Here is a 12,575-nt window from a genome sequence, read left to right as displayed (position 1 = left end):
CCACAAGGTCATCCCGGCCCGATTGATACGACGTCCGGCGGTCCGCCCGCATCGAGCCCGCAGGGGGATTCGCCGCCCGGAATGCAACCCCAGCCCAACAATCCTAAAGAGGGCGTCAAGCCGAAGGGATGACGATAAGCAGCCGATTAACGAGAGCGGCAGAACTAATATCAACTGCGATACGTCGCAGCCTTGAATGGAACGCTACAGCTTATTCACGCCGACCTGCAAACACCAAGGTGCTTTGCAGGTCGGTGTCTCGTTAGCTCGAGCATTCGACTGCCCGGTATTCGACAGCCTTACCCTGGGGCCCGCTCCCTCCGCCTTCTCCCTAAGTAAGTTATTCGGCTGGGCTGATAGCCGGCTGCCGCTGCGCCTCGTTCGGCCCGGTTCGCGCCTGCTCCTTCTCAAGCCATAGATTATGATGTTCCTTGGCCCAATTCAGGTCCACGGTTCCGGTCCCCATGGCTTCAAACGCACCTTCCATACCTATGGTACCGATATAGATGTGCCCAATCATAGCGGCGACGAACAGCACCGCGACGATGGCATGAGCGATCTGGGCGACCTGCATGTTGGCAATGTCGGTGCCATAGAAGGGAAACATCAACACATAGCCACTAGCCGCCACGGCGGTGCCGCCGAGTACGACAATCCAATAGATCATCTTCTGTCCGGCGTTGAACCGGTAGGCCGGCGGGTGATCATGGCCGACGATCCCGCCGCCCCGCTTCAGCCATTCCACATCGACCCGATTGGGGATGTTTCCCCGTATCCACAAGAGGAATATCAAGAACACACCGATCGTGAACGGGAAGCTCAGATAGTTGTGGGCATATTTTGCCAATTGCGACCAGGCCGTAAACCACTCCGGACCGATGAGAGGCAGTAGTAGAGGCTTGCCGAAGGTTATGTTGAGCCCAGAAAGGGCGAGAATGATGAAACAGGTTGCCGTCATCCAATGCACGAACCGTTCGAAGCCGTTGAAGCGCACGATTGTGCGTCCTGATCGTCCGCTTTCGATTTTCACCATGCCGCGCCAGAGATAGAAGACCATGAGCAGGGCCGCGGTACCGACGATAACGAAGCCACCGATCCAACGGAGCGTCACCTCGTGGAAATGGCGCCAATCACGACCGGCGGGCTGCTCGATCGTACAGGCTTTCTGATCGGGTACCGTGCAGCGACCGGAGATGCGATTCAGCTCATCGAAGAGCTGACTTTCCGTTACGGCGCTCGCCTGGGGGTTGACCATCGTAGGCTGCTGAGCACTCGCTGACGGTACACCTAGCGCCATTACGAGGAACGCCAGCGCCCCGACGATGACGCGGAATTTGGCGATAACAACTATCATGCCATATCCTCCTGGTGAGGCTCTTCTCAAACCCCTGTGAGACTCGTTTCGAGCGCAATCGAGCCTTGACGGCCGCGGGCTCGTACTAAGTTGCGATGGTCTCTTGATACGCAGTCTTCCATCCCCAGGCGCCAGATCCGTAACCGCGTTTCATCACGCGTTCCTTGTAGATCTGCGCGATGATTTCGCCGTCACCGGCGAGCAGCGATTTGGTGGAGCACATCTCCGCACATAGCGGCAACTTGCCTTCGGCCAACCGGTTGGCGCCATACTTTGCATACTCTTCCTTCGAACCGTCCGCTTCAGGACCTCCGGCGCAGTAGGTGCACTTGTCCATCTTTCCGCGCGAGCCGAAGTTGCCGACGCGAGGATATTGCGGCGCGCCGAATGGGCAGGCGTAGAAGCAATAGCCGCAGCCAATGCAGAGATCCTTGGAGTGTAGGACGACGCCATCGTCCGTGGTGATAAAGCAGTTTACCGGGCACACCGCCTGACACGGTGCGTCTGTGCAATGCATGCATGCCATGGAGACCGATCTCTCGCCCGGCTTGCCGTCATTGATGGTTACGACGCGCCGGCGGTTGATGCCCCACGGGACATCGTGCTCGTTCTTGCAGGCGGTCACGCAAGCATTGCACTCGATGCAACGGTCGGCGTCGCAAAGGAACTTCACGCGAGCCATGTTATCCCCTCACGCCGCACTGACCTGACACAAACTGACCTTGGGCTCCTGCATGCCTGTTGCAGGGTCGTAGCCGTAAGTCATGATCGTGTTGGCGCTCTCGCCGAGCACGATCGGATCGGTGCCTTGCGGATATCTAGACCGCAGGTCCTCGCCGGCAAACCAGCCACCAAAATGGAAGGGCATCCAGGTCACGCCTTTGCCGACGCGTTCGGTTACCAACGCTTTCATCTTTGCCCTGGAACTGTTCTCGGCTCCAGTGACCCAGACCCAACCGCCATCCTTGATTCCGCGTTCGGCCGCATCCGCCGGGCTGATCTCAATGAACATCTCCTGCTGCAACTCGGCGAGCCATTTGTTGGAACGGGTCTCCTCGCCGCCGCCCTCGTACTCGACAAGGCGACCCGACGAAACGATCAGCGGGAACGCCCTGGCGATGCCTCTGTCGACAGCGCTCTTCTGTACCGAGAAGCCGATATTCGGCAGCCTGAACTGCTTCGCATCCGGCAACGTCGGATATTGCGCGATCAGATCGACGCGCGGCGAATAAATCGGCTCGCGATGCACCGGGATTGGATCGGGCAAATTCCAGGCGACGGTCCGCGCCTTGGCGTTGCCATAAGGCGAACAACCGTGCTTGATCGCGACGCGCTGGATTCCGCCGGAAAGATCCGTCGACCATGATACCGCGTCAATCTTGCTGGGGTCGCCTGCGACTTTCTCAATGGTCGCCAGTTCTGCGGCCGTAAGATCCTTGTCCCAGCCCAGTTTCTTGAAGACGCCCATCGTAAATTCAGGATAGCCGTCCCTAATTTCCGAACCCGGCAGATATGAACCTTCGGCCAGCAGCGTCTGGCCGTTGCGTTCCACTCCAAAGCGCGCACGGAATCCATTTCCGCCGTCCATGACAGCAGCGTCGCTGTTGTAGAGGATGGGAGATCCGGGATGCCTGAGCTCCGGTGTGCCCCAACATGGCCAGGGCAGACCGTAGAAGTCGCCCCCGACCTCCGGATCGTCCTTGGGCGCGCGCAGCGTCACCAGATCGAACTTGTGCTGGTTCCTCATGTGTGCCTTCAGCCGCTCCGGCGACTGGCCGGTGTAGCCCGTGCTCCAGCTTCCCCGATTCATTTCACGCAGGACATCCTCGGGAACCGGACGGTCGCCTTCAACCTTGATGTTCTTGAACATTTGGTCGGCGAAGCCGAGCTTCTTCGCTATGAGGTACAGAACCTGATAATCGTCCTTCGACTCGAAGGTCGGTTTGACGATCGGTTCGCCCCACTGCAGCGAACGGTTGGACGCAACACGCGATCCGGATGTTTCGAACTGCGTGCAAATCGGCAGCAGATACATGTTTTCCTTGCGTCCGGCCCCCACGGCCAATGAAGCCCAAGTGGTGGGATGCGGATCGGCGACGACGAGCAGATCAAGCAGCGGCAACGCTTTCATCGATTCCGGGATACGCGTGATGCTGTTGCTCGCGTGTCCTTGCACGAACATGCCCCGCACGTTATCCTTCTGATCAACTTGGTCCCGAGGCAGAAGAACGGCATCAAACCAGCGCGTCAGGGGAATGCCCGCAGTTTCCATCATCTTCTTGGAATCGAAGCGGGAGAGCAGATAATCGTAGTCGACTTCCCAGACGCGGCTCCAATGCTTCCACGCACCTTCGCTGAGACCGTAATAAAACGGCGTCGTCACGGTATCGACGCCGATGTCGGTCGCGCCCTGCACGTTGTCATGCCCGCGGATAATGTTGGCGCCGGTTCCTGGCTTGCCGACGTTACCCGTCGCCAACAACAACATGCAGCTGGCGCGAACGTTCGCGGTGCCGACGGTGTGATGGGTCTGGCCCATAGACCAGAGCAGGGTCGACGGCTTCTCGGTCGCGAACAATTTGGCGACGCGCTCGAGCTGCGCGCCGGGAACCCCGCTGACGCGTTCGACCTCTTCCGGATTCCACTTATCGATTTCCTTGCGCGCTTCTTCGAAACCGTGAACGCGCTGCTTGATGAACTCCTTGTCCTCCCAGCCATTCTTGAAGATATGCCACATCATTCCCATCAGCACCGGAATGTCGGTGCCGGGGCGGATGCGGACATACTCGTTCGCATGGGCGGCCGTGCGCGTCAGCCGCGGATCGATGACGATGAAGTTCGCCCTGTTGAGCTCCTTGCCTTCAAGCATGTGCTGCAGCGAGACCGGGTGCGCCTCGGCCGGATTGCAGCCCATGAATATCATGGTCTTTGAGTTGCGAACGTCATTGAAGCTGTTGGTCATCGCGCCGTAGCCCCAAGTGTTGGCTACACCGGTGACGGTAGTCGAATGACAGATGCGCGCCTGATGGTCGTTGTTGTTGGTCCCCCAGAACGCCGCAATCTTTCGGAAGAGATAGGCGCCTTCATTGGAGAATTTCGCCGAGCCCATCCAGTAGAGCGATTCAGGTCCGGATTTTTGGCGGATCTCCAGCATCTTGTTGCCGATCTCATCAATGGCCTGATCCCATTTGATGCGAGTCCACTCCCCATTGACGAGTTTCATCGGGTACTTCAGCCGGCGTTCGCTGTGCACTAGCTCGCGCACCGAGGCGCCCTTAGCGCAATGCGAGCCTCTATTGATCGGACTGTCCCAACTCGGCTCCTGGCCGATCCATACGCCGTTCGACACTTCGGCGGTAACCGTGCAACCAACGGCACAATGCGTACAGATGTTCTTGTGGATGCTCACCGCAGCGCCCGTCTCTGCCGGCGGGCCCGCCTTTGCTTTGCGCACGCTGATAAGCGGCATGGACCCCAAGGCAGCGAGACCGCTGGCAGCCAAGCCCGAACGGCGCAAAAAGGCGCGGCGATCGAGATACTTGGTCGAGCTACTGGCGACGGCGGCGAACGAGCCGCGGTGCTTTTCGCGTTCGGTTCTCTTGATCAGCACGGTCGCCTCCTTCAGCTCGGATAACGGTTGACGCGATAATAGGCTTTCACATGATCAGTTTCCTTGTAGCGAGACTTGCGCTTTTCCTCGTTGTTCTCGCTATCGGCTTTCGCCACCGGAGCAAGCGGAGAGGCGGCGGCGATCGCCGCTCCTGCGCCAAGCGCACGAAGGAACTGACGACGTCCGACTGATGTCTCGTCTGCCGTATGCATCACGTCTCCTCCCGGTTACGCGCTTCGGCTCTTGTGGGTAGCATGAACGCTTCTGTCTCGGTCTCCACGAAGAGCCGGCCGAGCGATCCCACCGGACGATAGAACTCGGCGGCTTCAGCTCGTTCCAAATCAGCGAAGAAACGCCCAATCCAAGAGGCGAGATGCTTCTCGAAAAACCGACGCTGCATTATGTCGGGGATCTGGAATTGACCGCTGGCCATACCGGCCATGATCTCGCAAAGAGTAGCAGCGTGATCTTCCGGTTCTGCCTGCGCTTCGGTACGCTCAATACCTTGCCGGCGAAGGTCTTCCCGCAATCGCGCCAGCGGCCGCTCGTTGAGAAAGCCGGTGAGATAGTATGATCCGTAGGGAAGTAACTCGCCGCGCCCAACTCCAATGAAAAGGGTGAAGTACTCGCGTGCGACCCTTTCCACACTCGCAGTGGCGGCCGTCTGCGCAAGAGCTAGATGCGCGAGGCCAAGCGGGGTAGCATCACCACCAAGCTTGGCGATTCGTTTGAGCGTGGCTGCATCTGGCGAACGGCTAAGCAGCATGGCGAGAAGTGAATATTCCTGGGCGCGGTGCGCATCGACGCTGTCGATCTCGAGGGGCTTCTCATGGCCGCACTCCGACCACAGCATCTCGCGCTCGAGGTCCATCACGCCTTGAATCGACAGCGGACGAGCCGGAAAATTCGGCAACTTCGACGTGGGAAGCTGAGACACTTCGAGAACATCGGGAACAGCCTCCTGACGTGTCCGGTCGTCTTTTTCATTTCTCTCTTTTTTTGTCCCGGTATGGGTAAGCGCGGTCATCCCGTTTGCATCTCACCAAATGCGCAATTGTGCGCCCGTTCAGTTGCCGCCTGTGTAGTGTTGCGCGACCTGCTGGACGCGCGTAACACAGGACGTCGGGAGCCTTTCATCAAGGCATGGATTGGGCAATTGAATTTCGTTGAGGATTGAGTGCAGTTTTCTTGCATGAAAAATGGTCGAGCACCGAGGAGAAACTGGTCGCCCTGCTGGCGCTGGGTGCGTGCAGCGGACCGGACTAATGACCATCAGGTGAGTGTGCTTCCGGTACCCCGGTTATGAAGTGCATTTGGTCTAATGCTGACGATGCGTTATCAGGTTTAATGGTCCCGTGGCGCATAGCTCAGACCAACGCCGGGCGGATCGACGTCAGGCGCGAGCGCGATCACGCTGCAAATCTCATCGGGTATCTGATCCGCCAAGAATCTCCGTTGAGGCCTTGACCCCGGCCAGAATTTCGTCCGGTTTGCTATCCTGAAAGACGGTGCCTCACTCGTCGTTATTCATTGTCCCGCCAGACAGGAGCCGGCGCAAAGCGCCACCATGACTTCGACGTCGCACAATTGGCGGAAGACATTCTGACTTGTCGATTCCCAATTGCGTAGCAGTGGCCCTACCCTGTCGCGTCACTTCGCCGGCGACACTTATCTTATCGACGTCCAATTGCTGACGCGACACCGCCGGTTCAGTGTTGGTTGACCGATACTCGACCGGATTGGATTCGCGTGCTGCCTTTTGAGAGCCCTCCGCCTCCGATATTGTCAGAGGAGGATGCGCGGTAGCGGCTATTGTATCCGGCTCTTCTCCAAACAATCGCGTTAGAAGCCGTCCGACTTCCTCCTTATCGATCGGTCCGAAGCCCGCCATCGCACCAGGCGCGTTGAAGTCCCCGGAGTTTTCCGACAAACCGACAAAGTCTCGGATCGCAGGATCGGACGACCACACGCGGCGAAGCGCTGCACGCGCCAAATCGCCAGGTACCCCAGCTTCGAGGAAGGCTCGGATATCAGATGCGGCGCCGATGGATTCAAGTGTAGGCAAGTTCGCGTCATCGAACGGCAGTCTAGTTTCGTCCTGTGCAGGAGCAGTCGAAGTTTCGGAGGCAGTGTTATCGGGGCTACACTCCGATTTCGATTCCGCGTTCTTGTCTGTTGCCGCGCGGCGCTTGCGATCGGACCATCGCGAGAAATTCCATGTGATTACTCATCACCGCTCTCTTGCTGCGGGCCGCGCCAGCGCTTCCGGATCCGCACGATTGCGCTTGCGTTTCTCGAAGGTCCGCTCGACGTGGTGTTCTGAAATAAAGGAGGCGATGGTATCACGCACCGAGGTCGGCATCGGAACGGCTTCAACAATTCCCTGGCCCGGTTCCGTCAAAGCCTCTCCCTCTGCCGGGTCCGCCGTGACGGCGGCAATTTTATACGGAAGATCGCCTGCGGTTGAGAGCAGTGCGACCCACACTGAGGGCGTGGCCGAGACGAGATTGTCGCGGTAGTTTTCCGTTTCAGTGCGATAAAGCTCGATCTCCGCGGCACCGGCGTAGAAGGTCACGCTCTCTCCTTCGCCTGAAAGCTGCGTCCACGGATCCGCGTCCGGGAGGCCGCCAAGCACGGCGATCGGGCGCCAGGTAAATTCAGACCATTGCGAATTGGCTTTGCATCGTTCGACAATGACGCCGACGGGAATCCGCATGTGTGGCGCTATCACGTTCACGCGACTGCCTCCAATTGCTCCGTCCAAAGCCTGATCAAGAGATACTGCGGCTTCGTGCGCAGCTCCTTCCCGGGCGTGACGGCCAGATGAGAAAGACCGCTTTAAGCTTGCATTCCTGGCTTTACGCCTGCATCTCCGAATGTCAACCAGTGGAGTCTGATGACGCTGGACCGGCTCGCTGAGAGGCGGGGTATCGGCATTCCGCAGCATCGGCATCGGACGATAGCCTTAGCTCACCCAGCGCCATATAGACTGCCAACTATTTGTCGATGACCAGAAGTCGGCCTGAGATCCAAGGCGACAGAGTCACCGGCTCACTTATTCATCGTCGCCGCAGCTTTCTCCATTTCCTCGATTGCGAGGACAGAATGAGCGTAAGCCCCTCCCGCTCGCATTTCAGCTGCGACCCAGATCGCCTCCATCAGCTCTTCGTGCGAGGCGCCATGCCGTAACGCCGCTTTCGTATGCCCCTTAATGCAATAAGGGCATTGGGTTACATGTGCCACCGCGACGGCGATGATCTGTTTAACCTTCGTGGGAAGCGCACCGTCCGTGAAAACCGCCTGGCTGAAGCTTTGAAAAGCCGACTCAGTACTGGGTGATAAGTCCCTGCGTTTCTGAGCAAGCTCTTTCGTGTGCGACTTAGATACCATGTCCGGCATTTATGCTCTCCATTTCGGTGTTGCGCCGCTTATTGTGATCGTCATTGCGGTGTCATGGGTTTTGCGCCCATGAGATCGCGTTCCGCTCGAATGCTTACGAGATGTCAGCCAGGCTCAGCCTTTATCCATCCCGACCAAATTGCTGCCGGGGTCGCCGACGCGCGCGCTACTCGTTGAGAATGCAACGTCGACAGTCTCCTGTTGCACTTGAAGTAAATAGGCCGCCCCGACCCCGGTCGCTGCCGCGCAAATTATCGCTGCAATGAAAGCTCTCATGACGCTGCCTCCAGAGTTGATACATTCGGCAAGCTAAGACGGACACGGCGAAAAGCAAGATGAACCGCCTGCGGTTGCCGGTCCGGTGCGGGACGAGGCCGTTCTAACAATTTGATTGATATCAATTGGCGGCTTTTATCATTTGTGAAACTCAGCAGTGGTCATACGCTGGATGTTCGTCGAGCTCGGCTTGCGCGTTGCATATTCGTCTGAAGCCGATATTCAAGCAGGCCGACGACGTATCCGTTTCGGGCTTCAACTGAGCACGGAAGTCTGGTCATGCAATTGTGAGGGTTCGGCGTCGCCGGAGGAAACGATGGGTAAGAAATGATGGGTGATTCCACACCTAATCTGATGATCTGCACCTGTGAGAGAACCATGCAGCCTGATGCGAGGGCGATAGCTCGCGCTTGTTCAGGACGGATTACCCAGGCCGACCAGCTCTGCGGGTTCGAAATCGACCGGTTCAGAACGGCACTCACCGACGGCGTACCTATTACCGTCGCCTGTACCCAGGAAGCCCCTTTGTTCCGGCAAGTGGCGGAAGATCTTGTCCCCTCCTCAGCGCTCACCTTCGTCAACATTCGAGAAACCGCGGGATGGTCCAAGGATGCGGCCGCGGCTGGCCCAAAGGCCGCAGCGCTGATCGCGGCGGCAGGCGAGGATGCGCAGCCGATCGACCTGGTGACGCTCGAGAGCCGCGGCGTCGCCCTAATCTATGGCCGCGACGAAGTAGCTATCGAGGTCGGTCGCCGACTTGCGGACTGTCTGGACATCACGGTGCTTCTAACTAGGCCTGGCGATGTGACTCCTGGCCACTCAAACGAGTTTCCGGTCCTGAAGGGCAGCGTGCGCAACGCTCGTGGGCATCTCGGCCAGTTCGAGCTCACGATTGACGATTTTGCAACTCCAGCGCCTTCGTCGCGCCGCCGGTTGGAGTTCGGAGCGCCGCGCAATGGCGCGGTCTCGACCTGCGATATCGTGCTGGATATCAGCGGCGGCCCGCCGCTATTTCCGGCACACGAATTGAGGCCCGGATATCTATGCGCCGATCCCCGCCACCGCGCCGCAGTCGAAAAAATGATCGCGAACGCCGGCCATCTGGTCGGCACGTTCGACAAGCCGCGTTTTATCCAGTTCGACGAATCGCTCTGTGCCCATTCGCGCTCGGCGATCACCGGCTGCACGCGTTGTCTTGATCTTTGTCCGACCGGCGCGATCACGCCAAACGGCAACGCCGTGGCAATCGATCCTGACGTATGTGCAGGCTGTGGCTCCTGCGCCGCGGCCTGCCCGACCGGAGCTGCATCCTATGCGCTGCCGACCGCAGATGTGCTGATGCGACGGTTGCGCACCCTTTTGCAGGCCTATCGCAAGGCTGGCGGTATCAATGCTGTCGTGCTATTTCATGACGGAGACCACGGCGAACCCTTGATCCACGCGCTGGCGCGCTTCGGCGACGGTCTGCCGGAAATGTGCTCCCGGTCCGGGTCAACGAAGTTACCCAAGTCGGGCCCGAGGCGATTGCTGCGCTGTTCGCTTACGGCGCAGCAGGCGCCGCGTTGCTGACGCGTGCACGACCCAGTTACGATCTTCTCGGTCTCCGGCGGCTTGTTGAGATTGTCGCAGCCCTCGGCTTTGGCGATGGTCTGGTGCGCATCATCGAGACCGATGACCCCGATCAACTCCTTGCCATGCTGAACACAATGCCGGCTGGCATAGCAACCCCGAAACCCGCGACCTTCGTTCCGCGCGGCGCCAAGCGCGGTTTGCTCGAAACCGCGTTTCGCGAACTGCACCGAGCTTCGCCAGCGCCCGTCGATGTCGTGCCGCTCGCACCCGGCGCACCATTTGGCGGCGCATTGTTGAATGTCGAGAGCTGCACGCTATGTCACTCCTGTGTGAACGCCTGCCCGACCGGCGCACTGTCGGACAATCCAGACCGCGCGATGCTACGCTTCACTGAAAGCACCTGTGTACAATGCGGGCTGTGCGAACGGACGTGTCCCGAGGAGGCCATTACGCTGCAACCGCGGCTCGATTTTCAAGCATGGAATGCGCGGCAGCGGGTGTTGAAGGAAGAGGATCCCTTCCATTGCATCGGATGTGGCAAGCCGTTCGGCACGAGAAGCACAATTGAACGCGTGGTCGCCACACTTCAGGAAAAGCACTGGATGTTTTCCGGTGCTAATGCTCGGCGCATCGATGTCGTCAAGATGTGTGAAGACTGCCGCGTTGAGGCCGTCGTCAACGAAAGTTTCGATCCTCATGCGGTGCCGCGCCCACCAACTGTGACCACCGAGGACTACTTACGCACCCGTGAGGTGAGCAAAGGCGATCCGATCAGGTAGTCGCTGCGCCGGTGGCGGGCCAGCCGCGAATAGCGCCGGCTCAAGAGTATCCGCCGACGCGTCGCCAAACTCGAATCCGATCAAGCCGCTTGCTGAGACCGTAGCGACCATGGAACCAATCGTCGCCCGCTGCGCCGAAACTAGAAATCGCCTTCGCTAAGTCTTTGCAGCTCACCACGATAGGCGTTGCGCCTAGTTGTTCGAACCTTTGGCCAAGATGCGCAGCAACTCGTATGCGTCGCCTTTCTTCACGTCGTCCTCTGCAGGCCTGACCAGCTTTAACATCTTCCTTACTCGCTCTCGACCCAATAGGCCGGCAAGGTGAAGTAGAATACTTCGGCGATTCCGCTTTCCGATACTCAATTGCTTCAAAGAGGCCATAGCGTGGTCGGCCTCTTCCGCGCTGATGCCCCGCCGGGTGATCAGGCGCTCCAGGCAGAAGCGAACATTCACTAGGGGGATCGTGAGGGAACGATAGGAATTGGGATCGTATATGACTGCGATCTCGTCGGTGCCCCATATGCGCCCGGTGCAGTAGGCCCGGTATACCCATCCAAGCCCCACCATACCATCTTCGCGCGCTTCGTACGCGCGCAAGGCGCCGACGCTCGCAGCCCCGCTGATCTTTACACCGCGACGCAGAGCTCGGCGGATCTCATCGATTGGAACGGCGGAATCTCCACCGAGTTCTCCATCGATGATCGCAGCGACCGTCTCATCGCTCAGTTGATCGAGATCGCCTCGCTTAACCGGAGGCCGGACGTCGGCTGCGAGTAGTGTCCTAGCTTCTTCTTGAGAGAGGCTAAGCCCCGTGAACACAACTGGCATCGGCATGCTTGTCTACTCTCCCCTTCATGCCTTCTTGTTTGGACTCCCCGCGCGGGAGAGCCACGCACCAAAAACCTGTTTGATGAAGGAAGGGGTATCCGGACGGCACAACTGCCGTCCGGCTGAGCTCCTGCTTGGAGGCGTCCGGCGTGCAAGCAACACCGCGCGATGCGCGGATCGATGTCGAGGACATGTGTCATGTCGTGGCCACCATAGGACCTGTCGCCGTTCCCTGTATCGCAAACAATCCTGCGCTTTGCTTGCTCATAGCGGTCTCCTTCAGGCGGCGGTGGGCCCTGGATCGTCATCAATGGGGTCACTGTCGGCGAACACGGGAGCACGAACCAGAGGCACGACATTGGAACCGGGTCCCGTGATGTTTTCGATCCTGACCACGTTCATGCAGCCTGCGACGAAGTACGGCATCTGGTCGCCGACATGGAGACCGATCAATGCAGCCCCCAATGGCGATAGAACGGATATCTTGGCAAGGTCGGACGTGCAGTCCTCTGGCCAGACCAATTGCACCGTCTTTCGCGGGATGCCCCAATTCGCCCAATACGAGATCCAGGATCCGATCGTGACGATCGATTCAAGATCGCGGGCGTCGTCCGAAATAATCTCCGCCCGGTTGATCTCGACCATCAGGAACATCGCGCTCATGTCCCCTTGTTGGACGCCAATGCGCGCGAGTTGCTCAAGTCGAGGATAGTCGGAGGCGGAAAGAACGATCTTGGGAAGAGGCAGCACAGCGCAC

The 12,575-nt window shown here is 58.9% G+C and carries 10 protein-coding genes and 2 pseudogenes; 1 reads left to right on the top strand and 11 read right to left on the bottom strand.

Going from position 1 to position 12,575, the window contains the following annotated elements; genetic code table 11:
• Positions 1–340: 340 nt before the first annotated feature.
• From RX331_RS08845 to RX331_RS08810, 8 genes are all read right to left on the bottom strand, one after another.
• A complete protein-coding gene (locus tag RX331_RS08845; RefSeq protein WP_317256205.1) occupies positions 341–1,354 on the bottom strand; it encodes a formate dehydrogenase subunit gamma in 1,014 nt (337 codons plus the stop codon).
• A gap of 85 nt (positions 1,355–1,439) precedes the next feature.
• Positions 1,440–2,036, bottom strand: a complete 597-nt coding sequence (gene fdh3B / locus RX331_RS08840) for a formate dehydrogenase FDH3 subunit beta (RefSeq protein ID WP_317256204.1) — start codon at positions 2,034–2,036, stop codon at positions 1,440–1,442.
• 9 nt (positions 2,037–2,045) lie between these two features.
• Positions 2,046–4,964, bottom strand: a complete 2,919-nt coding sequence (locus tag RX331_RS08835; protein ID WP_317256203.1) for a formate dehydrogenase subunit alpha — start codon at positions 4,962–4,964, stop codon at positions 2,046–2,048.
• 11 nt (positions 4,965–4,975) lie between these two features.
• Positions 4,976–5,176: a formate dehydrogenase gene (locus RX331_RS08830; protein ID WP_317256202.1), complete on the bottom strand. Its 201-nt coding sequence runs from the start codon at positions 5,174–5,176 to the stop codon at positions 4,976–4,978.
• A complete protein-coding gene (locus RX331_RS08825; RefSeq protein ID WP_410708150.1) occupies positions 5,176–5,991 on the bottom strand; it encodes a molecular chaperone in 816 nt (271 codons plus the stop codon). Before RX331_RS08825 ends, RX331_RS08830 begins: the two co-directional genes overlap by 1 nt.
• 486 nt (positions 5,992–6,477) lie before the next feature.
• Positions 6,478–7,188 (bottom strand): DUF3306 domain-containing protein, encoded by a 711-nt coding sequence (locus RX331_RS08820; protein ID WP_317258066.1) that lies wholly within the window; start codon positions 7,186–7,188, stop codon positions 6,478–6,480.
• Between the two features lie 6 nt (positions 7,189–7,194).
• On the bottom strand, positions 7,195–7,701 hold the full coding sequence (locus tag RX331_RS08815; protein WP_317256201.1) for a DUF3305 domain-containing protein: 507 nt from the start codon (positions 7,699–7,701) through the stop codon (positions 7,195–7,197).
• Positions 7,702–8,015: 314 nt separating this feature from the next.
• On the bottom strand, positions 8,016–8,363 hold the full coding sequence (locus RX331_RS08810; protein ID WP_317256200.1) for a carboxymuconolactone decarboxylase family protein: 348 nt from the start codon (positions 8,361–8,363) through the stop codon (positions 8,016–8,018).
• A 606-nt stretch (positions 8,364–8,969) separates the two neighbouring features.
• On the opposite strand from RX331_RS08810, the pseudogene RX331_RS08805 reads away from it, so the two are divergent.
• A pseudogene (locus RX331_RS08805) lies at positions 8,970–10,990 on the top strand (4Fe-4S binding protein).
• Positions 10,991–11,182: 192 nt separating this feature from the next.
• On the opposite strand, the gene RX331_RS08800 reads toward RX331_RS08805, so the two are convergent.
• From RX331_RS08800 to RX331_RS08790, 3 genes and pseudogenes are all read right to left on the bottom strand, one after another.
• Positions 11,183–11,824, bottom strand: a complete 642-nt coding sequence (locus tag RX331_RS08800) for a TfuA-like protein (protein ID WP_317256199.1) — start codon at positions 11,822–11,824, stop codon at positions 11,183–11,185.
• 273 nt (positions 11,825–12,097) lie between these two features.
• On the bottom strand, positions 12,098–12,472 hold the full coding sequence (locus tag RX331_RS08795; RefSeq protein WP_317258065.1) for a GreA/GreB family elongation factor: 375 nt from the start codon (positions 12,470–12,472) through the stop codon (positions 12,098–12,100).
• Between the two features lie 21 nt (positions 12,473–12,493).
• Positions 12,494–12,568 (bottom strand): annotated as a pseudogene (locus RX331_RS08790) (hypothetical protein); the annotation flags it as partial.
• Between the last annotated feature and the right edge of the window lie 7 nt (positions 12,569–12,575).

The sequence above is a fragment of the Bradyrhizobium sp. BWA-3-5 genome (assembly GCF_032917985.1).
Taxonomy (GTDB): Bacteria; Pseudomonadota; Alphaproteobacteria; order Rhizobiales; family Xanthobacteraceae; genus Bradyrhizobium.
Note: the sequence above shows the minus strand (reverse complement) of the source record. Positions and strands in the feature narration are given on the sequence as shown.

What these genes read in the sequence shown, in the direction of transcription:
- RX331_RS08845 (WP_317256205.1), bottom strand. Translation starts at nt 1,354, where the DNA reads ATGATAGTTGTTATCGCCAAATTCCGCGTCATCGTCGGGGCGCTGGCG.
- RX331_RS08795 (WP_317258065.1), bottom strand. Translation starts at nt 12,472, where the DNA reads ATGTTCCTGATGGTCGAGATCAACCGGGCGGAGATTATTTCGGACGAC.
- RX331_RS08825 (WP_410708150.1), bottom strand. Translation starts at nt 5,991, where the DNA reads ATGACCGCGCTTACCCATACCGGGACAAAAAAAGAGAGAAATGAAAAA.
- RX331_RS08800 (WP_317256199.1), bottom strand. Translation starts at nt 11,824, where the DNA reads ATGCCGATGCCAGTTGTGTTCACGGGGCTTAGCCTCTCTCAAGAAGAA.
- RX331_RS08830 (WP_317256202.1), bottom strand. Translation starts at nt 5,176, where the DNA reads ATGCATACGGCAGACGAGACATCAGTCGGACGTCGTCAGTTCCTTCGT.
- fdh3B (WP_317256204.1), bottom strand. Translation starts at nt 2,036, where the DNA reads ATGGCTCGCGTGAAGTTCCTTTGCGACGCCGACCGTTGCATCGAGTGC.
- RX331_RS08810 (WP_317256200.1), bottom strand. Translation starts at nt 8,363, where the DNA reads ATGCCGGACATGGTATCTAAGTCGCACACGAAAGAGCTTGCTCAGAAA.